The organism is Hymenobacter metallilatus (assembly GCF_003944705.1).
In the GTDB taxonomy this organism is placed as follows: Bacteria; Bacteroidota; Bacteroidia; order Cytophagales; family Hymenobacteraceae; genus Hymenobacter; species Hymenobacter metallilatus.
In genome coordinates, this window is the sequence record NZ_RWIS01000001.1 from 615069 (window position 1) to 641027 (window position 25959).

Below are 25959 nucleotides of genomic sequence, written 5' to 3' on the forward strand. Positions count from 1 at the left end.
CGGAAAGGGTAGCAACCAGTGGTTGGCTACTGGAAAAGGCGCTGGAGTACCGGTTTGTGCGTGCTGCTGACCAGCAGCGTACCTTCCAGGCTGTTGAGGCCGGCAAACTGCCGGGCTACCTGGGCATTGGAGGCGCTGTCCAGCCGGCCCACGTAGGTTACCTGCCCATTGCGCACCACCGGGTTGATGTAGTGGAGTTGCCCGTGCAGCAGCAGGTGGCTATCCGCCTGCTCATCCAGAGCTACTTGCAGCTGCTGGCGGCCGTGGCTGCGTAGCTCCCGCAGCTGCTCGGGTGCTACCCGGCCGGTAAAGCGGTAGGCGGTGGCGGCCGGCACCAGCACGCCCAGCGTATCGTTGGCAGTTTGCCCGGGTACCTCTGCGTAAAAAGTACCCCGGAACGGTGCCCGAATAGCAAGGCTGGAATCCTGCAGACTCCCGGCCAGACGCTGGCCTTGCTGCACTGGCTGCCCACTGGCCACCAGCAGCCGCAAGCCGCCGGCGGACTGCCGCAGGTAGTAGGGGGCCGTAATGCCGCTGATGCGCACGGCCGCGTGGTGCTGCTCCGGCACCTCCACCACGCTGGCCAGGGCCACACCGGCCACCAGGGCCAGCAGCAGCAGCCCGCTGCCCACGCGCATCATCCAGCGGGGCGGCGTACCGATAATTTCGGAAATTTCGGCGGAGTACAACGGGCGGTTTTCCATACTGGGAGAAGCGGTAAAGGGCGGGTTACAGGGTGGCCAGCTGCTTGCTGCGGGCCGCTACGGAGGCGTAGTGTCGGGCGAGGTAGTGGTACACCACCAGCTCGTGCAGGCGCTGGTTGGCCAGGAACATGCGGTTCAGGAACATATGCAGGTAGCTGGGCAGCAGCCGACGAACCACCGGCGCCACTTCCACCCCCGGTGAGTGCCCGGCAAACTCAGCCTCCAGCCCGGCGTAGGCCGCCCGGATACCCACCGAGCGGCGCGCAAACAGGGCCACGGCTTCGGCTATTTCCTCGGGGTCGTTTTCGGGGTTGAGGAACTGGCTGAGCTGCCGGCTCACGGCCCGGTACTTATCGTTGAGCTGGCGCGTGAGCTGGGCATTGCCCCGGAACTCCCGGAAAAAGCTCTGGTAGGTGCGCTCGGCCAGGGCCAGCTTTTCCGGCAGGCCCAACCCGAAATCCGTGAGCAGCAGATCCACGCCCCGAATGGCAAACAGCCACCGGTACTCTTCGCCCGCGTCGCCCTCAATCAGGTTCAGGAACTGTAGCACCGCCTGGCTGTCGTGGTGGAACACGGTTTCGCTGAAGGCCATGGTGACGTGCCCGTACCGTTCCAGCTCCCGGTGGTAAGTGTCGTACTGCAAGGCGTGCACAATGCGCTCCTGTTGCAGCGGGTGCAGGGCTTCGTGCAGTTGCCGCACCACCCGGGCGGTTTTGTCGGCACTGGCTTCGTGCCGGAGCCGGAGCCGCAGGTGGGGCCGGGGGTCGGCGTAGCGGAGGAAAAACCACTCCTGCGCCGTGCCCTCCGCCTCCAATTCCTCCAGGCAGGGCCGCAGGTGGTCGGCCAGCACCTTATCGGCCCACTTCGTACCGCAGTACACTTTCAGGTAGGTCCACTCGCTGCCCAGGGCAAAGGAGCGGCGCACCGGCCGGGCCGGAGCCACCGCCGGCAGGGCTGCCTGCGCCACCGGGGCGTTGGTAGTGAAGGGCAGGATAACCTCGTTCAGGTAGCGGTTGCCCTGCCCATCCACGACCAGCGCCCCGGTTTCCCGGTGAATATACTCGGCCAGGAAGGTGTCGCCTTTTTTCAGGCGCTGGGCCAGGACCCGCACGGCCAGGGGGCTGGCAAAATCCAGCAGCAGCTCATTGTCGGCATCTACCAGCACCACCTGCGCGGGTAACTGGTACTGCTCCCGGAAAGCCCGCAGCTGCTCCGAAGTTGCAATTGCCTCTACTTCCGCGTGGGCCGCGGCCGGCAAGCGCCACTGTTCCCGGCTGAGGATAATGTGCTTGTATTCCACGCGGGGCAGATGCCGCTGGTCGCGCAGCACGCCCCAATCCCAGGTTATGCTGAATGCTTCGTGCTGGTGCTGCAAGTCGCACAGAAACTTGTAGATGGCCAGGCCGCCGCTGTAGTTGTGGGCCGTAGTCAGCCGGGGCAGTACTACCTTGTTGAGGCGCCGGGACCGAAGCTGCACCCGGCCTTGCCGGAGGGAAACCAGCAGGTCGGACACGGGCAACTGCTGGGCCTGTGGCACCGAGGCGCTGCCCAGAAACGGAATTTCGTAGGGCCGCAGCTGGGGGCGTTGCAGCACGTTGCCCACCCGGGCCTCGGGCAAATGCACCACTTCCGCCAGCAGGGCCTCGCCGTGCGCCTCCTGCTCCAGCTGTCCGCAGGCCACCAGCTTTTCGGCCAGCGTGGTATCGGCGTGGGCGAAGCGGGCCAGCAACGCCATGGCGCTGGGGCCGTGGCAGGTGGTCATGTGAAACCGGAAATTGCCCTGGTCGAGGGAGGCGGCATCGGGGGCTATCAGGCTGCCCATGGCCATTAGGGCAGCGGGCAGCTTAGTGGGCTTGTCCGTGGTCAGGGCCGCTAGGTCTTCATCTGTAATCTGCACGGGGCCGGCCGAGGCCCGGCTTTCCTGAAACTTCCGAAACACCAGCTGCCGGTACACCGTCCAGGGCAGTTTCTGGGTGGCGTTGCCGGCGGGCAGGCGCACCTCATCTACCAGAGGCGTGTGGTTGGCGCGGGTGCCGGCGGCAGGGCCGTACCCCACGCCGGCTTCGCTGTCCAGGGCTTCCAGCAGCGGAATTTCCTGCTCCTCGTACCGCTCATAAAAGCGGGTGGCAAAGTCCTGCACATCGGGCGGCACGGCTGCTTTATATAAACCAGACAGGGCGCTCAGGTCGTCGCACAGCAGCTGCACCGCCTTCTGGCTAAGCACGTTGCGCGTCATAGCCAGGCGTAGGTCCGTCTGAATCAAATCCTTATCAGTAGCCAGCGGCAGGGCGTGGCTGATGAGCTGCTGCACGGCCTGCCCGGTGTGGCGGCTGGCCTGGGGGGTGCGCAGCACGGCGGCCAGCTCGCGCAGGTGAGGCAGGCTGAGGTGCTCCGGGCTCAGCTGGGCCAAGCGCGCCAGCAGCTGCGTGTAAAACTCCGGGCCCGTTACGGTAGGCTCCAGCTCCGAGAGCAGCACCTGCGCCTCCAGCAGCCGGTCCAGGAAGTTGCGAGCCACCTGGGGCGCCACCTCGGCGGCCTCCAGTTCGGCCAGCAGCTGCGCGTACGTAGCCCCGGCCGCAGCCGCAGCCAGCACCTTCGCCACGTACCCCGACTCGCGGATGGATACCAGGTAATACTGGCGGCGCTTGTTGCGGATGCGGTACTCGTAGTACCGGTAGGCGCCTTTGGTTTGGTAGAGGCTGTTGTTCACGTAAAACACCAGCTTCTCTTTCAGCTGGCTATCAGAAGCCAGCTGCTTGCTGATTTCCGCCACGTAGTTCATATCGAGGCGGTTGTGGGTGTGGAAGCGGTGTGCGGCGTCGGCCAGCACCAGCTCGGTGCCTGTGCCGCCCACGGCCCCCGTGGCAAACCCCGCGAACAGGCCGTAGGGCGTGCAGCGGCTGCTCATGCGTACCAGGTATTTGTATAGCGTCAGTAAAAGGCGCTCCTGAATAATTTCTGCTTCGTTGAATGGACGCGAAATCCATTTCTGCATTTCCTGATATAATTCCGGACTAGCCAGATAAATAGCATCCTGTATTTCGGCCCGCTGATATACTGTATGAATAGCTCGCGCAATTTCAGCCACTGCAGTATTAGCGTGCACGTTTTCTAGTACCTGCAAAGGCAGTACCGGTAAACGAAGCAAATAAAAATCCAGTGGCTTAATTACGGTGTTCATAGCTCAGAAAGAAAACTCAGCTTGTGCAAATACATATCGGGTAGCAGCCGTCAGCTAGCACCCTATTTTAATAAGGGGGAATGCACTCTGAATAGCACATTCCCCCTGTATTATTTCAGCAGGTCAGACTACTCCGACAGCTCGGCTTCGGCCTGGGTTTTAGAGCAGGAACCGCTACCGGTAATGCACGAAATACCAGCAGCAGCGGCGCCACCTTCAATTTCCTGCAGTTGCTCGTCCGTCAGGTTTGCAACAATTTCTTTGCTCAGTTCCAGCTGGTCAGCGAGGGTTACCTTTTTCATGTTGGTAGGATGTAAATGGGAGTTGAAAAGAAAAAAACAAGCAACGAATCAAGTCAGGCTATTCCGACAGCTCAGCTTCGGCCTGAGTTTTGGAGCAGGAACCGCTACCCGTGATACACGAAATACCGGCTGCGGCAGCGCCACCTTCAATTTCCTGCAGCTGCTCATCGTTGAGGCTTGCAATTACTTCTTTGCTCAGCTCCAGCTGATCGGCGAGGGATACTTTTTTCATGGGAAAAGTTTGTTTTTGGAAATAGATTGGGAAACAAAACACCAAGGCTACTTAACCGGTCGTAAGTGGCAATTGATGGCACTGTACCTGCGCGTGGCCAACACACAAGTATTTTTAGAGATGCACAACTAATTAGTGCTATATATCATCGTCCTCGTCCAGGGCAGTATCGAAATCCAGAAAATCAAGCATCTGGTCTTCGCCGCCGCCGCCTAATACCATCGACAATTCTTTTTCGTCGAAGATTTTAAAATCAAATTCTCCAAACTGCTGTTTGCTTTCATTAAAATTTTTCATGACCTCGTGGGTTATACCAGACAATCAAACTCCAATGCAGCAATTCAGCAGTACATTAATTTGTAGTTGCTATCAGGCAAATAGTGAGTAGTGCCTGGTAGCTGCTGCGGCTGCCACTGTTATTGTTGATTCAAAAGTATGGGCTGCCTCCTGCTACCAAATTTTAATACACCACCTGCCCATTTCGCAGGACCAACACCCCCAAAACCTGACTTTTGGGGCATAAAAAAACCTGCTGCGGGGCACACGAATACCACCGCAGCAGGAATGAGATTAGTCCCCCGAAAATTCGTTTCGGGGCGGGCAAACCGCCGCTACCCGGCCAGCCGGCAGAAAGCCTGGTCCAGCTCCAGCACCTGCGGAATCAGCAGGTGCTGGTCGTCGTTAAGTAGCACGTAATTGGCGCGCTGCCGCTTCTCCTCCTCGCTCAGCTGCTTGCCCATGATGTTCTGAATGTCGTCGGGGGTGCGGTGCGGGTCGCGGCGCAGCACCCGGGCCTGGCGAATTTCCAAAGGAGCAAACACCGTAATAATCCGGTCCAGCTGACGGTAGGCCCCGGACTCGTAGAGTAAAGCGGCTTCCTTCAGCACGTAGGTATGGCCCTCGGTCCGGCGGGCGGCGGCCCAGCCGGCAAAATCCTGGCCCACGTGCGGGTGTACCAGCGCATTGAGGCGGGCCAGATGCACGGGGTCGGGAAAGGCTACCTGAGCCAGATATGTGCGGTTCAGCAGGCCCTGGGCGTCAAAGGTTTCGGGGCCGAAGGTGGCCCGCAACTCGTCGCGCAGCTGCGGGTTATGGGCCATTACCCACTTGGCGCGGGCATCCGAATCGTACACCGGCACCCCCAGCGTCTGAAACAGCCGGCATACCACGCTTTTGCCGGAGCCGATTCCGCCCGTAATTCCGATTTGCAGCATACTGCGGTGAGAGTTGAGTGATGAAGGATGAAGGATGAAGGATAAAGGATGAAGGATGAAGGATGAAGGATGAAGGATGAAGGATGAGAAGGGGAAGAGTGTAGTGTAAGGTGACAGAGGTGAAGCATATGCCGGGCTGCCAGGTACGCCACTCGGGCGTCCTTGTTCCAGCATACATATTCATCATTCAACTTACCTACCGCAACTCACTTACCGCACTTTCACGCCCCGCGTCAGCACCAGATAGCCCCGGGCCTGGGCCGGTTTTTCGGAGAGAAAGGGACGCAGACTGGAGTCCTGATTGGTGAACTGCCCGAAATGGAGCTGCACCCGCACCTGCTCGGGCCGGAACCCAACGGTATCCTCAGGAAAAAACTGCAGCTGTACCTGCACTCTGGCCGGCGAAAAGCGGTAGGTACGACCCGTTGGGGCATCCAGCAGCTCCGGCACTACCTCCACCGGAATAGTTACCATAGGCCGCCGGAGCAGGCGTACCCGTACATCCTGCACGTTGGTTTGCACCAGCTCCGGCCCGCCAATCGGCACCCGAATATCCCCCGTAGTGGAGCCGGCCGGGGCCTGGGGCAGGTGTACCGGGTAAGGATTGGGCAGCGTCCGGATTTTGCTTTCCGGACCCCGAAAAATAATCTGAGCGGGCTCAAACCGGGCATCGTAGGGCAGAGCCAGGCCATTGGTGGCCGGGCTCAGGGCCAGAGCCACCCGGCGGCTCACCAGCCGGTCCAGCTCCACCCACAACGTATCAGAAAGCAGGTAGTTGAACTGCAGACCTTCCATGGCCTGCTGTAAAGCCGGCCGCAGGGCCCGGGCCGTGAGGTAACGGGTGGTGGCGGGCGTGCTCAGCGTCAGCTCAGCCGGCTTCACGTCCAGCAGCAGCTGCCGGCGCAGCAGCTTCCAGCCGCGGCCGGTTACGTTCACGGGCACCTCCGTGGGCAGGGGCTGCACCGGAATAAACCGGCTTTCATCGTAGCGCCAGGCCAGAGGGTAGGTAATGCGGGTAGTGTAGGTTTTGTTGAGGGCATTGAGCAGCCAAAAGGTGCTGGCTACCAGAAAACACGCCGTTACGGCCCGCCAATAGCTCCGCTCCTGCCCGTAAAACGGGTTAATAAACCAGCGTAGCCAACGGGTAGGATGAACAGATGACACAATAAACCAGGTGATGAGGCTGGCAAGGTACTAACCTGCCGGCTCCCACGCTACTACAGCGCACACCCCGCAGCTATGCTTTGGCCACAAAAGCGTGTACCCCAAAGCACAGCTTTGGGGTACACGCTTTTGTAGTGAGCCGAGGCTGTGGCTCAGGATGCAGTGCCTGTGAGCAGCCGCTAGGCAGCCGGAGCAGTTGTTTTGCCGGTTACCTCCCGGGCTATGGCCGACCGGTCGAAGCGCAGGCGGACACCTTTGTCTACTTCCACGGTAATCGTTTCTTCGTTGAGCTCCACTACCTTACCGTGCAGCCCCCCGATGGTTACCACATTAGTTCCCTTGGCCAGGGAGGCCCGAAATTTCTTGGCATCCGAAGCCTTTTTCTGCTGGGGTCGGATCATGAAGAAATACATAACAATCACCATCCCCACAATGAAGATGATTTGCGAGTAGCCACCCGCCGGAGCGGCCTGGAGAAGCAATGATGCAAGCATGAAAACAGGAGTTGGGAAGCACGTAAAAACCAGAAAGTTGAAGCCCGTGCCGGTTGGCCGTGCCTCAACTTTCGGCAGAGGTGGATGGAAGCCGTCGGTAGCTTAGCGGGTGGGCCCGTTCTGGCCTTCGCTCAGCACGTTGGTTTTAATAACCACTTTGGTAATGCTGGGCTGGGTATTGGCCTGAATGGCAACCTCCTTATTCTGCATTCCCACTTTACCGTGCGAGTCGAACTGCACATCAATGGTGCCTTTGCCTCCGGGCTGAATGGGCTCCTTGGTCCAGTTGGGCGTGGTGCAGCCGCAGCTGGCCGTGGCATTCTCAATCAGCAGCGGCGACTTCCCGGTGTTGGTGAATTCGAAGGTGTGCTTTACTACCTCGCCGGGCTTAATGTCACCAAAGTCGTGCTCGGACACGGCGAAGGTCATTACCGGGGCATTAGGGTTAGGTGCTTCCGTTTCGTTGGTTACGTTGGGGTTATCAACGGTAGGGTTGGCAGCAGCCTCATTGGCATTGGCGGCAGCGGCATTCATACCCTCGGCGCCTACCTCGGCGGTTTTATTGTTGTTGCAGGCGCCCATCAGCAGCGCGCCGGAAAGCAGAACGGCAGAAAACAGCGTACGTTTCATATGTAGCAGAAAAAGAAGGCCATTAGTGGTCTTCGGAAAGGTAAAGATAACGATGAGTTGTTAGTTGCTGGTTGTCAGTTGCCAGAATCCCAGACTCTGACATCTGATAACCAGCAACTAACAACTCATTACTTATCCAGGTTCTCAATAATAGCCTGCGCAAACTCCGAGGTGGAGGCCGAGCCGCCCAGGTCGCCGGTGCATTTGGCTTTGTCCTTCAGCGTTAGCTCCAGGGCCTTTTCAATTTTATCGGCCTGCTCATGCTCGCCAAGGTGGTGCAGCATCATCAGGGCCGAGCGAAGCAGGGCGGTGGGGTTAGCTTTGCCCTGGCCAGCAATATCGGGAGCCGAGCCGTGTACGGCCTCAAAAATGGCCATATCGTCGCCGATGTTGGCCCCGGCCACTACGCCCAGGCCGCCTACCAGGCCGGCGCAGAGGTCGGAGAGGATGTCGCCGAACAGGTTGGTGGTCACAATCACATCGAACTGCTCCGGCTTGCCCACCAGCTGCATACACATGTTGTCGATGATTTTGTCTTCGTACTGAATCTGCGGAAACTCACGGGCAGCTTCCTGGGCGGCATCCAGCATAATTTTGCCGGGCACTTTCAGGATGTTGGCTTTGTGGGCCAGCGTCACCTTCTTGCGGCCGTGCTTGGCGGCGTAGGCAAAGGCAGCGCGGCAGATTTTGCGGGCCCCCGCCACGCTCACGCGGGCAATGGAGTCGCCAATACCGTGGTGCTCGTCCCAGGTTTCAAGGCCGGCGTACAAGCCCTCAGTGTTTTCACGGAACAGTACCAGATCAATACCCTCATAGCGGGTCTGGATACCGGCGGTAGTTTTGCTGGGGCGCACGTTCTGGTACAGGTCGTACTTCTGGCGCAGCGTTACGTTGATGCTGCGGAAGCCCTTGCCCACCGGCGTGGTGATGGGACCTTTCAGGGCCACCTTGTTCTTTTCCAGCGAAGTCAACAGGGCCTGCGGAATCAGCTCGCCCGACTGGTCGAAAGTGGTCTGGCCCGCGTTCTGTTCTTCCCACTGCACAGGCACCTGGGCCGCCGCGAAAATATCGGTTACTGCTTTCGTGATTTCGGGGCCAATGCCGTCGCCGGGGATGAGCGTGATGAGATGCATGCTATTGAGTTGGGTTAATGGGCAAGAGGAAAGCGAGCCGGGCCGAAGAGGAGAGAATACGAGCAGCACGCAGGGGAAAAGCTGCCGGGTTGGTTACCTACTCAGCCGCCAACCCCACAATTTTGCACAAAGGTACCGCCTACCGGCGGGTGCTGAAAATGAAAATGTGCCAATGTGCCTGCGACAAGCCGCGGGCACATTGGCACATTTTCAGACTACCCACATTCCGCTATACCGTTTTGCGGGAGTTAATCTGGTTGATCAGCTGGTCTACGTCGCCGAGTAGCTGTTCGGCCTTACTTTTCGCATCCTGAATTACGCGCTGGCCTTCGCTTTTCGCGGAGCTGGGCCCCTGGTCGGCGCGGCTGGTCACCAGGTTTTCTGTGAGGTCGGCCAGGGTTTCGCGGTATTTTTCCAGCTGATAGCTGAGCCAGTTGCGGGTTTCGCGGCCCTTTTCGGGCGCATACAGAAGTCCGATTACGGCCCCGGTGAGGGCGCCGCCGGCGAAGCACAGGATGCCGGTGGTGGTTTTGCTACTCATATTTCTTGTTTAGAAGTGAGTACAGGTGGATGATGACGTGAGAATTGGGAGTGCCCAATACTACGTAAAAAAGCGCCGGAAGATATAGGACTCCACCAGAACGTCATTCCTCGGCAAGCCCGGAATGACGTTTTGCTTACTGGTTATCCAGCAAGCCCCGGCCCGATTTGCGAATGGCGCCGCTGGCCGTCAGATCCTGGGCCAGCTTGTCCAGAATGCCGTTCACAAACTGCTTGCTCTTGGGCGTGGAGTACATCTTGCTGATTTCGATGTACTCGTTGATGGTCACCTTCACCGGAATGGCCCGGAACAGGTGCATCTCGCAGAGGGCCATTTTCAGCAGAATTTTATCCGTAAGCGCCACGCGCTCCACGTCCCAGTTCTGCACCGATTCGGCAATGAGCTTCTCGTACTTCTCGTCGTCGGCCAGGGTTTGTTTATACAGGCTTTCGGCAAACTCCTTGTCTTCCTGCCAGTTGGCCGACAAGGACATAAGCTCCAGGCTTTCGTCGGCGGCCTCGTCCAGCATCTTCACCGTTTTCACTACCAGGTTTTTCACCACGGCGCGGTTTTCCTCCCAGTTCAAATCGTCCTCCTCGATGTAGGCCGGCAGACTCTCGCCCTTGAACACGTAGGTTTTGTAGAGGTGCTTGAGGATTTCCTGGTCTTCCTGGTAGTTGCCGGCGGGGGCAGCCAGGTAGCTCAGCAGTTCGGGGTCCTGCTTCATCTCCGTGCGCCAGGCGGTACGCAGGGCCTCCAGCTCCTCCTCGCCGTGCCAGCGCATGGAGCGCCGAATGGTGAGGTCCTGCAACTGCAGGTTATTGATAAGCTTTTCGATGGCCTTGTTTTCCAGCAAGCGCGTAGCGTCCAGCAGGGGCTCCTTGGCGGCCGTGAGGCGGCGGGAGTCGCGCACCCGCTCTTCCTCAATCACCTGCAGCAGCGCCTCGGGGATGTTGAGCAGGTGAATATACTGGTTATGAATACTTTCGGCCGCGTACACCATCTGACCGGCGTAGTACGTGGCGTCCTTGGCCGTAGCCTTTTGGTAATACTTAATGGCATCCTTCACCGCGTCGTTTACGTCGGCGTCGTCGGTAGCTTCCGGCTCCTCACCGGTTTTGTGCCACTCCTTGAAAATGAGCTCGGCCATTTTGCGCTGGCCCTGCAACATTTTGCGGTCCTGGGGCTCGGGCGAGTTCAAATCGGGCGCGAAGACATCCGCAATCCGGTCAATAGCCAGTAAAAAATCGGACCCCACGGCCTGATGATAGGCGTACAGGGCTTGCATGACCTTAATGCGGAGCGTGCGACGGTTGAGCATTCTGGGGAGGTGAAGTTGTGAAGTTGTGAAGTTGTGAAATGATAGATTCGATACCCACACGCCCCCAAGGGCTTAGTGCATCAAATTCACCATTTCACAACTTCACAACTTCACCATTTAGTAAGTTGATTTAACCTTGCCGATGGCGGCAATGCGCTCCTCGGCCTGGCGGGTGGCGGCGGCCTGGGGGTGGCTGCCTTCCTGCTCAGCTTTGTTGAGCACCTGGGTGGTAATGTCGTAGATGCGCTCCGTCTGGGTCATCACCGACTGGCGGTTGCCACCCTGCACCTCGGAGCACACGTTGATGAGGCCGCCGGCGTTAATGAGGAAGTCGGGGGCGTAGATGATGCCGCGGCGCACCAGCTCAGGGCCGTGCACATCCTCATTGGCCAGCTGGTTATTGGCGCAGCCGGCTACCACGCGGGCCTTCAGACGGCCGATGGTGTCGTCGTTGAGGGTAGCACCCAGGGCGCAGGGCGAATAGATGTCCACGTCCTGGTCGTAGATTTCCTCGAGGCCTACCATGCGGGCGTTGAAGCGGCTGGCCGCTTCCAGGGCGCGGTCTTCGTAGTAGTCGCAGAGCACGAGTTGAGCGCCCTCCTTCTGCAGGTACTCCAGCAGATAGGTGCCTACGTGGCCCACACCCTGCACGGCAATGCGCTTGCCGGCCAGGGAGTCAGAGCCAAACGCTTTTTTGGCGGCGGCCTTCATGCCCATATAAGTTCCGTAGGCGGTTACCGGGGAGGGGTCACCGGAGCCGCCCATGCTCTCGGGCAGGCCCGACACGTACTTGGTTTCCGTGCGGATGTACTCCATGTCCTTGGTGGTCATGTTCACATCCTCGGCCGTGATGTACTTGCCGTTCAGGTTCTGCACGAAGCGGCCAAACTTGCGCAGCAGGGCCTCGGTTTTCATGGTTTTGGCGTCGCCGATGATAACGGCCTTGCCCCCACCCAGATTCAGGCCCGAAATGGCGGCTTTGTAGGTCATACCCCGGCTCAGGCGCAGCACGTCGTTCAGGGCTTCCGCCTCGGAGGTGTAATGCCACATGCGGGTACCGCCCAGGGCTGGCCCCAACACCGTGTTGTGAATGCCGATGATGGCCTTCAGACCCGTCTCGTGGTCGTGGCAGAATACTACCTGCTCATGCTGGTGCTCGGCAATTTGCCCGAAGACCGACGATTCGGTCAGCACTTTCGTTTCTACCATTGCTGTTGGGGGTGGAAAAAAAGAGGTGGGTGGGGTGGTTATTATACCTTTGGGGGGCTCTGGTGGCGGTGGCTATATGCTGCGTTTCATGCAACGAATGATAACGCCCCATGGCTGTTTTCCCGTCGTTCAATGAAACCCACAGTCTAGCCCCTATCATCAGGACCGCCCGCAATGCGGGTGCAAAAGTACGCCGTTTTTCCGATTCCGGCCACTGCGTGCCTGTCTTTTCGCCAGTTTAGACGTTTGGCAGCTAGGCGGTTAGATTTGCGGTCTGGCTGAGTGCCGGCCGCACCTGAAACCCTTTGACGATGTTTTAACTTTCTACTAGCCAACCTGCTAATCTTTGCGGGCTAGCGTTGAAAAGTTGCTAATGGAATAAATCAGAACGTCATTCCGAGCTTGCGAGGAATCTCGCGTACTGGGATTGAACATCATCCTGAGCGCAACGGAGCCGAGCCGAAGCATCCCTACCGCTTTGTTGTAGTCGTATTGGGTAGTTAGAGGTAGCGGTGTTTCGGTTCCGCTCAATATGACAGTTAATTTAACAACGTCAGTACGCGAGATTCCTCGACTTCGCCTCCGGTCCCTGGCTTGATACGCCACATGCTCGGAATGAAGTTCTCTCCTTAACAACCTCAGCCCTCTTACCCTTCTACCTTCACACCCTATTTTCCGTGCGCGCCCTCTCCGCTACTAACAAATACCTGTTTCGCTACAAATGGCACTTCCTCGGGGGGGTGCTGTTTGTGGCGCTAAGCACGCTGCTGGCCATTTTTCCGGCCCAGATTGTGCGCTACGCTTTTGATTTGGTGGGGGAAGGCATTGACCTCTACCACCTGTACGCCGGCACCCGGGCCCAGAGCCAGGTGTACGAGCTGTTTGGGCGCAATGTGCTGCTGTATGGGGTGCTCATTCTGCTGATGGCCCTGCTACGCGGCATCTTCCTGTTCTTCATGCGCCAGACGCTCATTGTGATGAGCCGGCACGTAGAAAACGACCAGAAAAACGAAATCTACCAGCATTACCAGAGCCTGCCGCTAAGCTTCTACCGCCGCCACAGCACCGGAGACTTGATGTCCCGCATTTCGGAGGACGTAGGGCGGGTGCGCATGTACATCGGGCCGGCGCTGATGTATTTCATGCAACTCGTCATTCTGTTCCTGCTCATCGTACCGCTTATGTTCATGGTGAACGTGAAGCTGACGCTCTACACCCTGCTGCCGCTGCCGGTGCTGAGCGTGAGCATTTTCTACGTGAACAACCTGATTGAGAAGAAAAGCGACGAAATCCAACGTTCCCTGGCCGGCATGACCACCTTCGTGCAGGAGGCGTTTTCGGGTATTCGCGTAATCAAATCGTTTGTGCGAGAGGAGGATTCGCGCCAGCAGTTTGCGGTGGCTTCCGAGGAATACAAGCAGAAAAGCTTGAGCCTGAACTTCGTTAACTCCCTGTTTTTTCCCCTGATCCTGTTTCTGATTGGCCTGAGCACCATCATCACGGTGTGGATTGGGGGCCAGGAGGTTATCCGGGGCACTATTACTACGGGCAGCATTGCTGAATTTCTGATTTACGTGAACCTGCTCACCTGGCCCGTTACGGCTCTGGGCTGGACCAGCTCTCTGGTGCAGCGGGCCGAGGCCTCCCAAGCCCGCATCAACGAGTTCATGCACCAGCAGACGAATATTGTGTCGGGCCCGGTGGAGCTGGATATTCAGGGAGATATTGTGTTCGACCACGTTTCCTTTACCTACCCCGATACCGGCATTCAGGCCTTGCGCGACGTATCGTTCCGTATCCGGCCGGGCCAGACGCTGGCCGTCATCGGCAACACCGGCTCGGGCAAAAGCACCGTGGCCGCGTTGCTCTCCCGCCTTTATGATGTGACGGAGGGCCGCATTCGGGTAGATGGACAGGACGTGCGCGACCTGTCGCTCCGCACCCTGCGCGGGCAGATTGGCTACGTGCCCCAGGATGTGTTTCTGTTCTCCGACAGCATCCGCAACAACATCAACTTTGGCCTCGATGCTCCCGATGAAGCCCGAATGCTGCAAGCCGCCAAAGACGCCAACGTGTACGAGAACATCCTGCGCTTCCCCGAGGGCTTCGATACCAAAGTAGGCGAGCGGGGCATTACCCTTTCGGGGGGGCAGAAGCAGCGCGTCAGCATTGCCCGCGCCTTGGTGAAGGAACCCAAAATCCTGATTTTGGATGATGCCCTCTCGGCCGTGGACACCAACACCGAAAACGCCATTCTGGGCGCGCTCCAGCGCATCATGCACAATCGTACCAGCCTCATCATCAGTCACCGGGTAAGCAGCGTGAAGCTGGCCGACGAAATCCTGGTGCTCGACGACGGCCAGATTGTGCAGCACGGTACCCACGAAGCCCTCATGCAGGACCAGGACGGCCTGTACCGAGCCCTTTACGAGCGGCAGCTGCAAAGCGAGGAAGCGTAGGAAAGTCAACGGGAAAAAGTAAGAAGTAAAAGCGCGGCCGTCATCCTGAGCTTGCGAAGGATCTTATTACCGTTGAACGATTGTCGAACTAACGACCAACTCTAACCTGGCAAGATCCTTCGCTCTGCTCAGGATGACAGCAGCGCTTTTACTTTTTCTCATTGGTTCCATACATCAGCTGCGCCGCCTGCCAGCCGCTACCGGCTCCCATGGCTACGCCCATGCCATTGCAGCGCACAGCCACAAACAGGCCCGGCTGCACCTCCTGGATAATAGGCTCCAACTCCTGCCCAAAACCCATCACACCGCTCCAGCGATACTCGATACGGGGGCGGCAGCCGGGTACTATTACCTCATGCAGCAACTGCTCCAGCCGCTGCTGTACCAATGTAGTCAGGCCAGACTCGGTAGTGGCTTCAGCCTGAAAATCGAGGTGGCGGCCACCGCCCAGTAGCACCCGCTCCCCTACCTGCCGGAAGTAGTAGTAGCCCTTATCATAATGAAACGTACCTGGCAGGCACAGCCCCGGAATAGGTTCGGTCACGAGCACCTGCCCCCGGCCGGGCACTACGTCCAGTTCCGGCAGCAGCTGGCGGCTGAAGGCATTTGTAGCAACCAACACCTGGCTGGCCCTTAGCTCTAGTCCGGCTACCTGTGCCCGTACTGCTCCGGCAGTGGCCTCTACGGCCTGCACCGGGCAGCCATGGAGCACCACTACACCATCTGCCCAGGCCCGGCGCAGTAGGGCCAGCATCAGGCGGCCAGTATCCAGGCTGCCCTCCGCCGTGTTGTGTAGCATTGCGGCCGTGTTGCCCAGCTTCAGGCGCTGAATCTGGGAGGAAGCGTCCTGGAAGATGTCGCTCCGTCCGATGATGGGGGCCAGCAACTGGTTGTAGTAGGCGCGGTGGTTGTGGCAGGCAGTAGCCAGTTCAGCCTCATCCGGCCGAAACAGCTCGTAGCCTCCCTCCGGCTGATACCCTATTGCCGCATCCCCCAGCAACTCCCGCAAACGACCCAAACCATTCCAGCGGGCCTGTACCACCTGCAGCAGGGCCGCGGTGCCACTCCGCTTCTCCTGTTCCAGCAACTCAGAAATGCTCCCGAAGCAGGCGAAACCGGCGTTTTTGGTACTGGCTCCGTTGGGCAGTGGGTCGCGCTCCAGCACCAGCACCCGGACTCCGGGGCGCAGTTGGCGGGTATAAATAGCTGCCGTAAGTCCCACCAAACCGCCACCAATAATCAGCACGTCAGCCTCCTGCAGAAACGTTTGCTGCTCCCAGTATGACAGATTGTTCATGAAGTTGAGAAACACCTACCGGGAATATACACCGGCGAGCAGGCAAAGAAAAAGCTCCGCAGCCAAAGGCCCGGAGCTTTTCTCTGATTTGGCTTGATAGTCAGTTTACTGGCCCAGCATCACACGTTTCATGCCGCGCCGCTCCCCGGCCGTGCATTGCACAATGTAGGTTCCGGCGGGCAGGTTGCTTACGTCCAGCACGGCCGCCGCATCCCCCGAAATCAGGTCGCGGGTAAGTACTGGGCGGCCATCGGTGCCGTTTACCTCCACCCGGGTAGGCCCCGTGGCGTCGGTGCGCACCGTAAGGCGCTTGGTGAGTGGGTTTGTCTCCACCCGCACCTTCAGGGCGTCCGTGTTACGGGTCGGCTCGGCCATCTTATCGGTAATGAGGGCAGGAGCCGCCGAGGCCTGCACCGTGGCGGTTTGCGCCTGCGCCAGGGTGCTGCTTACCAGCAACAGGAGCAGACTACTCAGAAATGTAAACGTTTTCATACGCGTTCCTATTCAGATCAAGTGAACGATACGGAGCTTAAAGGTACGAAATACCAGTGCCATACCGATTTAAGCAGCCACAAAAAACTGCAGGCTGCTTAGGGCAAGAAACGAGCCAACACCTACATTATTTTTTCGGTTCACGGCTGTTTTTTTCATCAACAACTCCCAGAAGCTTAAACAGGTACGTCCGTTGGCCTTGCTTTTTGGCTACGCACCAGGACATGGCAATCGAAAAAAAGGCTCTTCTGACTTGCACGTAAGCCAACAGGCAGCGTATATTTGCAGCATAATTCATCGGGGTGTAGCGTAGCCTGGTATCGCGCCAGCATGGGGTGCTGGAGGTCGTAGGTTCGAATCCTGCCACTCCGACCGAAGAATATCTGTTCGAAAAGCCTCTGGGAACCCCACCCGGAGGCTTTTTTCGGCAGAACAATACGAGTACCCGATTTGTCCTCGGGGTGTAGCGCAGCCCGGTAGCGCGCGTCGTTCGGGACGACGAGGCCGTAGGTTCGAATCCTGCCACCCCGACTCTGGTACTCTCTCCTTAAAAAGCCCGCTGAACTTCGGTTCGACGGGCTTTTTTAATTTCCTTCACAGGCCTGCAAATCCGTTCTTATCGTAGACAACCACATAAGCAGGTTGTTACGGATGTATTGCCGGAACGGCTTTCCTATAGAAACCGACTTACTTTACCACAGCCAGCACTTCTGGCTCGCCCTGCTCCGGAAAACGCTCCAGGTACACATTCCGCAATGTCAGCTTCTGGGCTTCGGCGGCGTCCTTCACGCCGGTATACAGCTTATCCGGTGCCACCAGGTAGCTGGCGTTGATGCGGGCGTGCAGCACCCGCTGACCGGCGGCAAACGTACGGTATTCATACCCGGCGGGCAGTTGCTGGGACGTAGTATCGGCCACCAGCACGCCCACAAATACCCGGGCCGAGTCGCGGGAGCTTTCGGGGCTGTTGTAGAAGATGTTGCCGAAGTCGCCGCGCAGCTTGCCGGCTTTGCGCAGGTTGTAGGCCTCGCGGGTCAGGTCGCCGAAGGCTTCATCCTGGGCAGGGCCTGCGTAGTAGCGGCCTGCCAGAAAATAGGGCTGGGTGGTGGTTTCGAGCGTAACGGTAGCTGCTTTGAAGCCGCCCATGCGCCAATAGGCAACGGCAAAGCCTAGGGTAAGTAGCAGGGCCAGGGCCAGAAAAACTCTGTTCATTGCGTGTGGAAAGTGAGGATGCGGAAAGTGTTTTCCGGTTCGGGGATGCAAAGAAACAATACAGATGTCATCCTGAGCGGAGCGAAGGATCTTATCCTGATGACGCGAGTCGTATCAACGGTTGTCGTTCTGGCGTGATAGGGTCCTTCGCTCCGCTCAGGATGACAACACACAACTTCACCCGGTCTATTGCAGCACGTCCTTGTACTGCATCTGGTAGAGGTTGGCGTAGAAGCCCTGGTGGCGCAGCAACTCCTCGTGGGTGCCGGCTTCCTTGATTTCGCCCCGGTCGAGCACGATGATCTGGTCTGCTTTCTGGATGGTGCTCAGGCGGTGGGCAATGACGAGGCTGGTACGGCCCTGCATCAGCTTCTCAATAGCCTGCTGAATCAGCTCCTCGGTTTCCCCATCCACCGACGACGTGGCCTCATCCAGAATGATGATGCGGGGCTGGTATACCATAGCCCGCACGAAGCTGATGAGCTGGCGCTGGCCCACCGACAGCGTAGCCCCGCGCTCCATCACCTGGTAATCGAGGCCGCCGGGCAGGCGCTCAATGAAGCGGCGGGCTCCCACCAGATCAGCCGCAGCCCAGATCTGCTCGTCGGTAATGTCCTGCTTGCCCAGGGTGATATTGTCGCGGATGGCCCCGGCGAACAAAAACACGTCCTGGAGTACCACGCCAATATGGCGGCGTAGCTCTTTAAGGTCGTACTCGCGCAGGTCGTGGCCGTCGATGCGGATGGTGCCCCGGTTGATTTCGTAGAAACGGCTAAGCAGGTTGATGATGCTGGTTTTGCCGGCCCCGGTGGCCCCTACAAAGGCGAAGGTCTGGCCGGCTTTTACCGAGAAGTTCACGTCGCGCAGTACCCACTCCTCGTCGTTGTAGGCAAACCACACGTGCTCGAAGTCCACGTCGCCGCGCAGGTCGGCGGGGGCGTAGGTGCCGTTGTCGGCAATGAGCTCCTTGCTGTCGAGCAGCTTCAGCAGGCGCTCCGTGCTTACCAGGCCCAGCTGCAAGGTGTTGAACCGGTCGGCAATCTGGCGTATGGGCCGGAAGAACAAAGCGTTGTACATGATAAAGGCGATGAGTGCGCCCTTGGAGATGGTACCCTCAATCTGGCCCTGGGCGGCGTACCACACCAGCAGGCCTACGCCGGCGGCGGCCAGCACCTCGGCCACCGGAAAGTAGATGCTGTAATAGAGTACCGAGCGGATGTTGGCGCGGGTGTGTTCCTGGTTGATGGCCTTGAACTTGCGCAGCTCCCGCTCCTCGTTATTGAAAATCTGGACCACGTTCATGCCCGTCAGGTGCTCCTGCACAAAGGAGTTGAGGTTGGCTACGGCCGTGCGCACCTCCTGAAACGATTTCTTGACTTTCTCCTTGAACACGTAGGTACTGAACAGCAGGGGCGGAATTACCGACAGGCTGATGAGCGTCAGTCGCCAATCAATGTAGAACATGAAGCTCACAATGAACACCAGCTGCAGAATGTCGCCAATCATGGCCGCCAGTCCCTCGCTGAACACGTCGGAAAGGGTTTCCACGTCGGAGATGTTGCGCGTGACGAGCTGACCGATGGGCGTTTTGTCGAAGAACTTGAGGCGCAGGTCAAGAATGTGCTTGTACAAGTCCACCCGGATGTCGCGCACGATGTACTGGCCCAGCCAGCCCCCGAAGTAGGTTTGCAGGTAGCTGACGATGGCGTGGGCCACCAGCAGCACCAGCAGCAGCCCGAACATGCGGTTCAGCGCCTGCCAGTCGCCTTCCTCAATGGTCACGTCTACCATCCGCTGAATGAGGAAGGGCCGCAGCGTGCCCAGCACGGCGGTGGCCACGGTGAGGAAAATCAGGAAGTAGAACACGCGCTGGTAGGGCCGCACGTAAGCCACCAGCCGCCGCAGCACCTGCCAGTCGAATATATTGCCGCTTTTATTGGCCGGGGTAGGTTGCTCCATTTCGGGTTGTTGGGTGGGAATGGTTAGAAGGTAACCGACGGACGGGAGAAAAGTAGCACGCAGCTCCGCTTCGCGCACGAGCGGAGCGAGTAACAGGCGTCTGGTTCTCTCGCGTGGGAACTCGCCTGCAGCTCGTGCGCGAAGCGGAGCTGCGTGCTACTTGGCGAAGTACGGCAAACCGGTAGGCAGCGCTGCATCACCCAACATTTCAGCCGGGTACTCTACGCGGCAGAGGAAGAGGCCGTTGGCCAGGGCCGCGCCGCTGGCGTGCACACGGTTGAGGCTGCGAAATATTTCTCCGAACTCCTCCGGCGTCAGTTTTCCCCGACCCACACTCAGCAGCGTGCCTACCACCAGCCGCACCATGCCCCTTACGAAGCGGTTGGCCCGGATGCGGAATACCAGCCCGCCCGACTCCGGGTGCCAGCCGGCCTCGAAACAGGTGCAGATGTAGTGTTTCTCGGCCCCTTTCACTTTGGAAAAGCTGGTGAAGTCATGGGTGCCCAGCAGCAGAGCGGCGGCCTCGTTCATGGCTGCCACGTCGGGGGCCCGGTCGAGGTAAAGGCTGAAGCTGGCGGCAAACGGGTCGGGCGTGAGACGCACGTGGTACTCATAGGTGCGGGCCGTGGCGCTGAAGCGGGCGTGGGCCTCGGGAGGTACGGGGTGCAGCACCTGGCAGCGGATGCCCCCCGGCAGTGCCCGGTTGAGGCGGTAGAGCAGCGTGGCTTCGTCGAGACCCGGCGGCAGGTCGGCATCAAAGTGCGCTACCTGGTGGCTGGCGTGTACGCCCGAGTCGGTGCGGCCGCTGCCCAGGCAGTACACCGGCTGCCGTAGCACCTGCGAGAGGCAGCGGTCCAGCTCTTGCTGCACAGTAATCACGCCCGGCTGAATCTGCCAGCCGTGGAAGGCGGAACCATCGTAGGCCAGGTGAAGGAAGTAGCGCATGGCGTTTAGTTATTCGTTGTTCGTTGTCAGTTGTTCGTTAGCAGCCGTCAGGTGATGAGTAATGAGAACTAACAACTGACAACGAACAACTACCAACTCATACCACCAGCGCGTACAGCAACGAGTCCAGCATCTGGCCATTTTTCACGATGCTGCGGCGCAGGCGGGCTTCCAGTTCGTAGCCGGCTTTTTCGAGCACCCGACCCGAGGCAGGGTTGGTGGCGAAAATGGCCGCGTAGAGCCGACACACATCAAAGTTGGCCAGCGCATAGGTGCTGAGGGTACGCACGGCAGCCGTTGCAATGCCCCGGCCCCAGCAAGCAGGCGTGAGCCAATAGCCAATTTCGGCGGAGCGGCGGCGCACATCCGACTTGAAATGGATGCCAATGCCGCCCACCGCTTCTCCTCCCACTTCAATGGCCAGAAACAGGTCGCGCGGACTATCGGCCACCAGACTCAGGAAAAACTCGGCATCCTGGGCGGTGTAGGGAAAGGGAAACGTGTCGCGCAGGTTACGGGCAATCCGCTCGTCGTTGGCGTGGCGGGCCAGGGCAGCTGCATCCGAGAAGCGCCAGGGCCGCAGCCGGGCCCCGGCCACTGGTAAAGTAAGCGTCGGGGTAAGTATCACAGATTTCCGCAGATTTGAGGCAGATGATGCAAAGGCTGATGGGAAAACCGAAGCCGCAAAAAACACTAAGCACAAGAGACAGATTCAGCGCAATTGACTAACGGCCAGAAACCAGACCTACTATCCGCCCGACCGCGCCGTTTGCATCTGCGTCATCTGCCTCAAATCTGCGGAAATCTGTAATTACAGTTTCTCGTAAATCACAGCGGCACCCTGGCCCACGCCTACGCACATGGTAGCCAGGCCATAGCGCACGCCTTCGCGGCGTTGCATCTCGTGGAGCAGGGTGGCCGTGATGCGCGAACCACTGGCGCCCAGCGGGTGCCCGATGGCAATAGAGCCCCCGTTCACGTTCACCTTCGTGGGGTCAATGTCCAGGTCGCGCATACAGGCAATGCTTTGGGCAGCAAACGCTTCGTTCAGCTCAATCAGGTCCATATCCTGGAGCGTGAGGCCGGCTCGTTGCAACACCTTCTGGGTGGCCGGCACCGGACCAACACCCATATAAGCCGGGTCGACGCCAGCCACCGCCGAGGCCACCACGCGCGCCAACGGCTTCAGGTTGTAGCGCGTCAGGGCCTCTTCGCTTACCAGCAGGATGGCGGCGGCGCCATCGTTTATACCAGCTGAGTTACCGGCCGTAACGGTGCCATCTACCTGGAAGGCGGGCTTTAGGGTGGCTAATTTTTCGAGGCTGGACAGACGCGGCGGCTCGTCCTGGTCAAACAGGGCAGTATCGCCTTTGGGCTGGGGAATAAATACGGGGGCAATTTCCTTGCGGAACCGGCCTTTCTCGAAGGCCCGCTGGTACTTGCGCTGCGACTCAAACGCAAACTGGTCCTGCTCCTCCCGGGTAATGCCGTAGCGGCGGGCCACATTCTCGGCGGTTTCCCCCATGGCGTAGGGGTGGTGCAGCTTGGAGAGTTTAGGGTTTACGAAGCGCCAGCCCAGCGTAGTATCGTGGGCGGTAAAGTCGCGGGCAAACGCCGTAGCCGATTTGGCTACCACAAAGGGCGCGCGGGTCATACTTTCGGCCCCTCCGGCCAGGTACACGTCTCCTTCGCCCGCCCGGATGGCCCGGGAGGCATCCATAATGCTCTGCAGCCCCGAGGCGCACAGGCGGTTGACGGTGTTGCCGGGCACCGTAATGGGCAGGCCGGCCAGTAGCGCCGCCATACGGGCCACGTTGCGGTTATCCTCGCCCGCCTGGTTGGCAGCTCCAATAATGACGTCTTCTACTGCCGATTTGTCGAGGGAGGGGTTGCGGCGCAGCAGCTCCCGCAACACGTGCGCGGCCATATCGTCGGGGCGGACGCTGCTCAGAGCGCCACCAAATTTACCAATTGGGGTGCGGACGGCGTCCACGATGTATGCAGTAGGCATCAGATTGAATGCGTTATTCCGGTCGTAGTTGGCTACTTTTGCCGGCCCTGTCAGGGGGCTGATCCAGTAATCGAACTGTCAAAACACAAAGATGATACAAAGAATCCAAAGCGTATTCCTGCTGTTGCTGGCCCTGGCCATGTTAAGCGTTGTGTTCCTGCCTCTGTGGAGCAAACTGGACCCCGCCAGCCAGCAAACCGTAGTGCTGACGGCTACCCACTTAGGCTACGAACACGCCGATGCCGGTATGACGGTGCCAGCCGCCAATCCCTGGCCTATTGCCGCACTGGCCGTAGCGTCGGCGGTAGTGGCCGTGGTGGAAATCTTTCAGTTCCGCAACCGTTTCAACCAGCTGAAACTGGGCACGCTCAATATCCTGTTGATTACGGCTACCATTGGGGCAGCATTCTATTATTCCAACATAGGAGAGCAAATGCTCAACATCAAAATTCCGGGCACCTTCGAGGCCGGTTTCTATATTGCCACGCTGGCGCTACTTCTGAACCTGCTGGCCAGCCGCTTCATCCGCCGCGACGAGCAGCTCGTGCGCAGCATGGACCGACTGCGGTAAGGGTTCCAATTTTCTTTCAGCAGCTCCGGTTAGTACTAGCCGGAGCTTTTTTTATGATCATTTTCTAACCACGAACACACATTTTCTCATTTTGACTTTATCCTATATTCCTGCATTTGCCAAATACTCATATGGCTTTAACGCTTTGTATGACTATATAAAGTTTACCTAATACGTAAGAAAGCAGGACCATATTTCGGTTCTCAGCTCAGTATCAACCGGTTATTTATCAATTCCAAAGGATCATTCATTTTTGATTTGTTGCGCTTTATCATACATTCCATCCCAAATTCATCTTCTTCGCTCTTTTATCCCTGATTGCGCATGAAGCCTTTTACTCCCTTGTTTCCCATTTTGATTCTGGGCGCTACCCTATTTTCCGGCTGTAGTGATACGCTCACCGAGGTTCAGCCCCGAACCGCCAGTCAACAGGCCGACAGTAAGACCAAAGCCAGTGACATCAGTGCCGTTCTTATTGACTTGGAGCAGGCCGAAGGACAGTTTAGCCAAGGTAGCAAAGTTGTACTGCCCGGTGTAAGCGCGGGCAGCTACGACTTGCTGAGTGCTACCAACGGACAAATCAGGCTAACGCCCGCTTTCAGCGGTACGCTGCAAAGTATGCGTCTGGTATTAGGCGCCAACAGTAAGATTCAGCTTACCAACGGTCCCCTATTGGCGCTGGATACTCCCAGTGGCACCACTTCGGGCCTCAAGATTCTACTGGATGATACACCCGTAACAGCTGGTACCGCCTATCTGCTGACTGTTGATTTTTCAGTTGAGCGTGATATTGTGAGCCGGGGCAATGGTACATATGGGCTCAAGCCAGTGCTACGCGGCACCCTAAAGCCCGCGCCAATCATTATTATCATCCCACCTTCCACTCCCAGCTAACAGCCTGCTCTGCTCCTTCAATACAGCGTTATTTGCTATAATGGAGAAAGGCCAACGAGGCAATATAGTCGCCTCGTTGGCCTTTTTTGCTTTATGTCAATTGCTCCAGTATCTGCAGCAGTTCCTGCTGGGTGCTCCGGGTTTTGTCTTTGGCGTACCAACCATGAATCTTCTCGGCGTACTCCTCGTGGGTAGCACCAGCGGCTTTCAGCTCCAGCAGCAGGTTTTGCGCTTCATTGGGGCGCGGCCCCCAAGTAGCTACTTCGGTGAGGGTGTCGGCGTGCAGGATGAGCAGCTTGGGAATGGAGCGGCTGCCGTTGGTAAGGTAACGGTCCATCAGGTCCAGATTTTCGTCGCGCAGCAGATAGCGGGTGCGCAGGCGGCCGTGGCTGGCCTGGGCTATTTTTTCCAGTACCGGCACAATCTGGGCGGCATCCCCGCACCAGCCTTCGGTAAGAACCACCCACTCGTAGTTGTGGGTAAGGTTATTAAGGGCCTGCTGCATTTCCGGCATCAGCTCGGCCTTTTTATCCAGCCGCTCCATGCGCTGGATGTTGAGGCGGGCGTAGGCAGTCAGATCTTCCGATTGATTTTCGCCGGTGGTTTTGCCCTCTGCCATCAGCTGCTCAATTAACTGGCGGTAGGCAGCGTAGGTATAGGCCCCCGCCAGGCGCTCGGGGCTGAGTACGGGAGGTTGCGCGGAAGGATTCATGCGAAGTAGCAGCTCAGAAACGGTGAAAAGGTATTCGGTGAGTATAACAAACGAAAAACCCCTGCGTTTAGCCAAAGCTCTACCGCAGGGGTTTCGAAAACCGGACACCGGCGCAGCCTTACAGGCTGGGCACCTCGGCCGCCTGAGCCTTGGCCGATAACTCCCGGCAATAGGTAATAAAATCGGTGTTGATGGGCTCAAGCCCGGCCGCACGCAACTCTTTGGCAACCTGAGCCCGGTGGTAGTTACCGTGCACTGGCACGTGGGTCAAAATATCGGACACCTGACTGGTATAGCCCTCTCCTACCGAGTTGGTGTAGGTAATCAGGCGCTCCAGCTCGGCCGGGCTGGTAGTGGTAGCCTCAGCGCTGTACTGATGAAACCGCGCCGACGTTTGCTCGTGCCAGTGGTGCAGGCCAGCCAAATCGTGCTCCTGCCACACTTTCACGGGGCTGGGCGTGTTGGTAAGACGGCCCAGCCAGATGGCCTGGGCGTTGAGCACGTGGCTGAAAATGCGCAGCGCGCCGTGGGGCAAAGCAGCACCTTCGGCCACAAGGCCGTCGAGGTGACGCAGCAGGGTTGCGTTAGCCCACACGGTGTAGGCCCCCAGCTTTTCGATGGTATTAATCATTATAAAAAAAGTGAGTACAGAGACATGAGAACAGAGACTCTGCCAAGCAAAAAGAAAAAAGAAAGCGGTACAGACTCTTGCTTCTCATGTGCCTGTACCTGCTTCTGATTTAATACCCTACCGCGGGTCTTGCCAAACCAGTTTTTCCTCGGTTCTGTTTTTAGAGAAGTCAGCACATTTGCCGTCGCCTCGTCCTGTAAAGCCGCCATCGGGGTGGCAAAGAACCTTGCCATCGGCCGCGTAAAGGGTAGTGTACTGGTCGCAGCAGGGGCTGGTCTCATAGTACACCGTGGCCCCGTTAAACTGGTAGCTGTAAATATGAATGGGAGGGTTGGCCTTTTTCTCGTTCAGGTGTTGCTGAATCCGGTCTTCCAACCACTTGGGGCGCTTCCTGTCGTCGAAAGCCGGCTGGTTGTCGGGGGTAGGCTCCACGGTATTGGCGCTGGTAGGCGCGGGCGTGGATACGCTACCGGCCAACCCGGTCTGCGGGGCATCGGTGGGGGTGGTAACTGCCACGTTGCGCTGGCAGGCCGTGGTATGGAGCAGGGCAGCCGCAGAGGCCGCCGTCAGAAACAGGAGAAAACGCATAGAGCAGGGGTCGGGTTAGGCGGGAAACCGCGGCATCCGCACGCACATTGGGGCGGCAAAGAT

At 58.5% G+C, this 25959-nt stretch carries 26 protein-coding genes and 2 tRNA genes; 5 read left to right on the forward strand and 23 right to left on the reverse strand.

Going from position 1 to position 25959, the window contains the following annotated elements:
• Positions 1 to 26: 26 nt before the first annotated feature.
• The 13 genes from EI290_RS02425 to EI290_RS02470 all read right to left on the reverse strand — a co-directional run bounded on the left by EI290_RS02425 (position 27) and on the right by EI290_RS02470 (position 12125).
• Positions 27 to 704, reverse strand: coding sequence for a hypothetical protein (locus EI290_RS02425; RefSeq protein ID WP_125426357.1), 678 nt, complete (start codon positions 702 to 704; stop codon positions 27 to 29).
• 25 nt (positions 705 to 729) lie between these two features.
• A complete protein-coding gene (locus tag EI290_RS02430) occupies positions 730 to 3885 on the reverse strand; it encodes a lantibiotic dehydratase (RefSeq protein WP_125426359.1) in 3156 nt (1051 codons plus the stop codon).
• Between the two features lie 128 nt (positions 3886 to 4013).
• The gene (locus EI290_RS22310; protein WP_185816813.1) at positions 4014 to 4187 is read right to left on the reverse strand and encodes a class I lanthipeptide; all 174 of its coding nucleotides are present in this window, start codon (positions 4185 to 4187) and stop codon (positions 4014 to 4016) included.
• 58 nt (positions 4188 to 4245) lie between these two features.
• Positions 4246 to 4419 carry a class I lanthipeptide gene (locus EI290_RS22315; protein ID WP_185816814.1) on the reverse strand — a complete coding sequence of 58 codons (174 nt, stop codon included), beginning with the start codon at positions 4417 to 4419 and terminating at the stop codon, positions 4246 to 4248.
• Positions 4420 to 4557: 138 nt separating this feature from the next.
• On the reverse strand, positions 4558 to 4716 hold the full coding sequence (locus EI290_RS22320) for a hypothetical protein (RefSeq protein ID WP_185816815.1): 159 nt from the start codon (positions 4714 to 4716) through the stop codon (positions 4558 to 4560).
• Between the two features lie 314 nt (positions 4717 to 5030).
• Positions 5031 to 5633 (reverse strand): dephospho-CoA kinase, encoded by a 603-nt coding sequence (coaE, locus tag EI290_RS02435; protein WP_125426361.1) that lies wholly within the window; start codon positions 5631 to 5633, stop codon positions 5031 to 5033.
• 210 nt (positions 5634 to 5843) lie between these two features.
• Positions 5844 to 6797, reverse strand: a complete 954-nt coding sequence (locus EI290_RS02440) for a YbbR-like domain-containing protein (protein ID WP_125426363.1) — start codon at positions 6795 to 6797, stop codon at positions 5844 to 5846.
• A gap of 179 nt (positions 6798 to 6976) precedes the next feature.
• Complete coding sequence (gene yajC / locus EI290_RS02445; RefSeq protein ID WP_125426365.1) at positions 6977 to 7291, reverse strand: preprotein translocase subunit YajC; 315 nt, start codon at positions 7289 to 7291, stop codon at positions 6977 to 6979.
• Between the two features lie 102 nt (positions 7292 to 7393).
• Positions 7394 to 7921 carry a DUF1573 domain-containing protein gene (locus EI290_RS02450; protein ID WP_125426367.1) on the reverse strand — a complete coding sequence of 176 codons (528 nt, stop codon included), beginning with the start codon at positions 7919 to 7921 and terminating at the stop codon, positions 7394 to 7396.
• A 128-nt stretch (positions 7922 to 8049) separates the two neighbouring features.
• Positions 8050 to 9054 (reverse strand): isocitrate/isopropylmalate dehydrogenase family protein, encoded by a 1005-nt coding sequence (locus EI290_RS02455; protein WP_125426369.1) that lies wholly within the window; start codon positions 9052 to 9054, stop codon positions 8050 to 8052.
• A gap of 229 nt (positions 9055 to 9283) precedes the next feature.
• The gene (locus tag EI290_RS02460) at positions 9284 to 9595 is read right to left on the reverse strand and encodes a YtxH domain-containing protein (protein WP_125426371.1); all 312 of its coding nucleotides are present in this window, start codon (positions 9593 to 9595) and stop codon (positions 9284 to 9286) included.
• Between the two features lie 136 nt (positions 9596 to 9731).
• Positions 9732 to 10916: a transcription antitermination factor NusB gene (gene nusB / locus EI290_RS02465; RefSeq protein WP_125426373.1), complete on the reverse strand. Its 1185-nt coding sequence runs from the start codon at positions 10914 to 10916 to the stop codon at positions 9732 to 9734.
• A gap of 117 nt (positions 10917 to 11033) precedes the next feature.
• A complete protein-coding gene (locus tag EI290_RS02470; protein WP_125426375.1) occupies positions 11034 to 12125 on the reverse strand; it encodes a Glu/Leu/Phe/Val dehydrogenase dimerization domain-containing protein in 1092 nt (363 codons plus the stop codon).
• 677 nt (positions 12126 to 12802) lie between these two features.
• On the opposite strand from EI290_RS02470, the gene EI290_RS02475 reads away from it, so the two are divergent.
• Complete coding sequence (locus EI290_RS02475; RefSeq protein ID WP_125426377.1) at positions 12803 to 14584, forward strand: ABC transporter ATP-binding protein; 1782 nt, start codon at positions 12803 to 12805, stop codon at positions 14582 to 14584.
• A gap of 148 nt (positions 14585 to 14732) precedes the next feature.
• Here EI290_RS02475 and EI290_RS02480 read toward each other — a convergent pair whose 3' ends face one another.
• Together EI290_RS02480 and EI290_RS02485 are read right to left on the reverse strand one after the other, a co-directional pair.
• On the reverse strand, positions 14733 to 15881 hold the full coding sequence (locus tag EI290_RS02480; RefSeq protein WP_125426379.1) for an NAD(P)/FAD-dependent oxidoreductase: 1149 nt from the start codon (positions 15879 to 15881) through the stop codon (positions 14733 to 14735).
• 105 nt (positions 15882 to 15986) lie between these two features.
• Positions 15987 to 16373 carry a T9SS type A sorting domain-containing protein gene (locus tag EI290_RS02485; RefSeq protein WP_125426381.1) on the reverse strand — a complete coding sequence of 129 codons (387 nt, stop codon included), beginning with the start codon at positions 16371 to 16373 and terminating at the stop codon, positions 15987 to 15989.
• 298 nt (positions 16374 to 16671) lie between these two features.
• On the opposite strand from EI290_RS02485, the gene EI290_RS02490 reads away from it, so the two are divergent.
• Together EI290_RS02490 and EI290_RS02495 are read left to right on the forward strand one after the other, a co-directional pair.
• Positions 16672 to 16745, forward strand: a tRNA-Pro gene (locus tag EI290_RS02490).
• A gap of 85 nt (positions 16746 to 16830) precedes the next feature.
• A tRNA-Pro gene (locus EI290_RS02495) sits at positions 16831 to 16904 on the forward strand.
• A gap of 156 nt (positions 16905 to 17060) precedes the next feature.
• Here the strand turns inward: EI290_RS02495 and EI290_RS02500 are convergent.
• The 5 genes from EI290_RS02500 to EI290_RS02520 all read right to left on the reverse strand — a co-directional run bounded on the left by EI290_RS02500 (position 17061) and on the right by EI290_RS02520 (position 22500).
• Positions 17061 to 17585 carry a hypothetical protein gene (locus tag EI290_RS02500; RefSeq protein WP_125426383.1) on the reverse strand — a complete coding sequence of 175 codons (525 nt, stop codon included), beginning with the start codon at positions 17583 to 17585 and terminating at the stop codon, positions 17061 to 17063.
• A gap of 186 nt (positions 17586 to 17771) precedes the next feature.
• On the reverse strand, positions 17772 to 19544 hold the full coding sequence (locus tag EI290_RS02505) for an ABC transporter ATP-binding protein (RefSeq protein ID WP_125426385.1): 1773 nt from the start codon (positions 19542 to 19544) through the stop codon (positions 17772 to 17774).
• Between the two features lie 156 nt (positions 19545 to 19700).
• Positions 19701 to 20489, reverse strand: a complete 789-nt coding sequence (gene truA / locus EI290_RS02510; protein ID WP_125426387.1) for a tRNA pseudouridine(38-40) synthase TruA — start codon at positions 20487 to 20489, stop codon at positions 19701 to 19703.
• 97 nt (positions 20490 to 20586) lie between these two features.
• Positions 20587 to 21117 (reverse strand): GNAT family N-acetyltransferase, encoded by a 531-nt coding sequence (locus EI290_RS02515; RefSeq protein ID WP_246008826.1) that lies wholly within the window; start codon positions 21115 to 21117, stop codon positions 20587 to 20589.
• A 183-nt stretch (positions 21118 to 21300) separates the two neighbouring features.
• Positions 21301 to 22500, reverse strand: coding sequence for a thiolase family protein (locus EI290_RS02520; protein ID WP_125426389.1), 1200 nt, complete (start codon positions 22498 to 22500; stop codon positions 21301 to 21303).
• A 91-nt stretch (positions 22501 to 22591) separates the two neighbouring features.
• Between EI290_RS02520 and EI290_RS02525 the strand changes: the two genes are divergently transcribed.
• Complete coding sequence (locus tag EI290_RS02525) at positions 22592 to 23071, forward strand: DUF4293 domain-containing protein (RefSeq protein WP_125426391.1); 480 nt, start codon at positions 22592 to 22594, stop codon at positions 23069 to 23071.
• A gap of 324 nt (positions 23072 to 23395) precedes the next feature.
• Positions 23396 to 23965 carry a DUF4382 domain-containing protein gene (locus EI290_RS02530; protein ID WP_125426393.1) on the forward strand — a complete coding sequence of 190 codons (570 nt, stop codon included), beginning with the start codon at positions 23396 to 23398 and terminating at the stop codon, positions 23963 to 23965.
• Positions 23966 to 24056: 91 nt separating this feature from the next.
• Here EI290_RS02530 and EI290_RS02535 read toward each other — a convergent pair whose 3' ends face one another.
• The 3 genes from EI290_RS02535 to EI290_RS02545 form a co-directional block, all read right to left on the reverse strand.
• A complete protein-coding gene (locus EI290_RS02535; protein WP_125426395.1) occupies positions 24057 to 24677 on the reverse strand; it encodes a thioredoxin family protein in 621 nt (206 codons plus the stop codon).
• A 118-nt stretch (positions 24678 to 24795) separates the two neighbouring features.
• Positions 24796 to 25308, reverse strand: a complete 513-nt coding sequence (locus tag EI290_RS02540) for a DinB family protein (RefSeq protein WP_125426397.1) — start codon at positions 25306 to 25308, stop codon at positions 24796 to 24798.
• A 117-nt stretch (positions 25309 to 25425) separates the two neighbouring features.
• Positions 25426 to 25896, reverse strand: a complete 471-nt coding sequence (locus EI290_RS02545; RefSeq protein ID WP_125426399.1) for a DUF6970 domain-containing protein — start codon at positions 25894 to 25896, stop codon at positions 25426 to 25428.
• Between the last annotated feature and the right edge of the window lie 63 nt (positions 25897 to 25959).

What these genes read in the sequence shown, in the direction of transcription:
- EI290_RS02455 (WP_125426369.1), bottom strand. Translation starts at nt 9,054, where the DNA reads ATGCATCTCATCACGCTCATCCCCGGCGACGGCATTGGCCCCGAAATC.
- EI290_RS02505 (WP_125426385.1), bottom strand. Translation starts at nt 19,544, where the DNA reads ATGGAGCAACCTACCCCGGCCAATAAAAGCGGCAATATATTCGACTGG.
- EI290_RS22320 (WP_185816815.1), bottom strand. Translation starts at nt 4,716, where the DNA reads ATGAAAAATTTTAATGAAAGCAAACAGCAGTTTGGAGAATTTGATTTT.
- EI290_RS22310 (WP_185816813.1), bottom strand. Translation starts at nt 4,187, where the DNA reads ATGAAAAAGGTAACCCTCGCTGACCAGCTGGAACTGAGCAAAGAAATT.
- EI290_RS02470 (WP_125426375.1), bottom strand. Translation starts at nt 12,125, where the DNA reads ATGGTAGAAACGAAAGTGCTGACCGAATCGTCGGTCTTCGGGCAAATT.
- EI290_RS02450 (WP_125426367.1), bottom strand. Translation starts at nt 7,921, where the DNA reads ATGAAACGTACGCTGTTTTCTGCCGTTCTGCTTTCCGGCGCGCTGCTG.
- truA (WP_125426387.1), bottom strand. Translation starts at nt 20,489, where the DNA reads ATGCGCTACTTCCTTCACCTGGCCTACGATGGTTCCGCCTTCCACGGC.
- coaE (WP_125426361.1), bottom strand. Translation starts at nt 5,633, where the DNA reads ATGCTGCAAATCGGAATTACGGGCGGAATCGGCTCCGGCAAAAGCGTG.
- EI290_RS02545 (WP_125426399.1), bottom strand. Translation starts at nt 25,896, where the DNA reads ATGCGTTTTCTCCTGTTTCTGACGGCGGCCTCTGCGGCTGCCCTGCTC.
- EI290_RS02520 (WP_125426389.1), bottom strand. Translation starts at nt 22,500, where the DNA reads ATGCCTACTGCATACATCGTGGACGCCGTCCGCACCCCAATTGGTAAA.
- nusB (WP_125426373.1), bottom strand. Translation starts at nt 10,916, where the DNA reads ATGCTCAACCGTCGCACGCTCCGCATTAAGGTCATGCAAGCCCTGTAC.
- EI290_RS02525 (WP_125426391.1), top strand. Translation starts at nt 22,592, where the DNA reads ATGATACAAAGAATCCAAAGCGTATTCCTGCTGTTGCTGGCCCTGGCC.
- EI290_RS02460 (WP_125426371.1), bottom strand. Translation starts at nt 9,595, where the DNA reads ATGAGTAGCAAAACCACCACCGGCATCCTGTGCTTCGCCGGCGGCGCC.
- EI290_RS02530 (WP_125426393.1), top strand. Translation starts at nt 23,396, where the DNA reads ATGAAGCCTTTTACTCCCTTGTTTCCCATTTTGATTCTGGGCGCTACC.
- EI290_RS02485 (WP_125426381.1), bottom strand. Translation starts at nt 16,373, where the DNA reads ATGAAAACGTTTACATTTCTGAGTAGTCTGCTCCTGTTGCTGGTAAGC.
- EI290_RS02500 (WP_125426383.1), bottom strand. Translation starts at nt 17,585, where the DNA reads ATGAACAGAGTTTTTCTGGCCCTGGCCCTGCTACTTACCCTAGGCTTT.
- EI290_RS02480 (WP_125426379.1), bottom strand. Translation starts at nt 15,881, where the DNA reads ATGAACAATCTGTCATACTGGGAGCAGCAAACGTTTCTGCAGGAGGCT.
- EI290_RS02535 (WP_125426395.1), bottom strand. Translation starts at nt 24,677, where the DNA reads ATGAATCCTTCCGCGCAACCTCCCGTACTCAGCCCCGAGCGCCTGGCG.
- EI290_RS02540 (WP_125426397.1), bottom strand. Translation starts at nt 25,308, where the DNA reads ATGATTAATACCATCGAAAAGCTGGGGGCCTACACCGTGTGGGCTAAC.
- yajC (WP_125426365.1), bottom strand. Translation starts at nt 7,291, where the DNA reads ATGCTTGCATCATTGCTTCTCCAGGCCGCTCCGGCGGGTGGCTACTCG.
- EI290_RS02425 (WP_125426357.1), bottom strand. Translation starts at nt 704, where the DNA reads ATGGAAAACCGCCCGTTGTACTCCGCCGAAATTTCCGAAATTATCGGT.
- EI290_RS22315 (WP_185816814.1), bottom strand. Translation starts at nt 4,419, where the DNA reads ATGAAAAAAGTATCCCTCGCCGATCAGCTGGAGCTGAGCAAAGAAGTA.
- EI290_RS02430 (WP_125426359.1), bottom strand. Translation starts at nt 3,885, where the DNA reads ATGAACACCGTAATTAAGCCACTGGATTTTTATTTGCTTCGTTTACCG.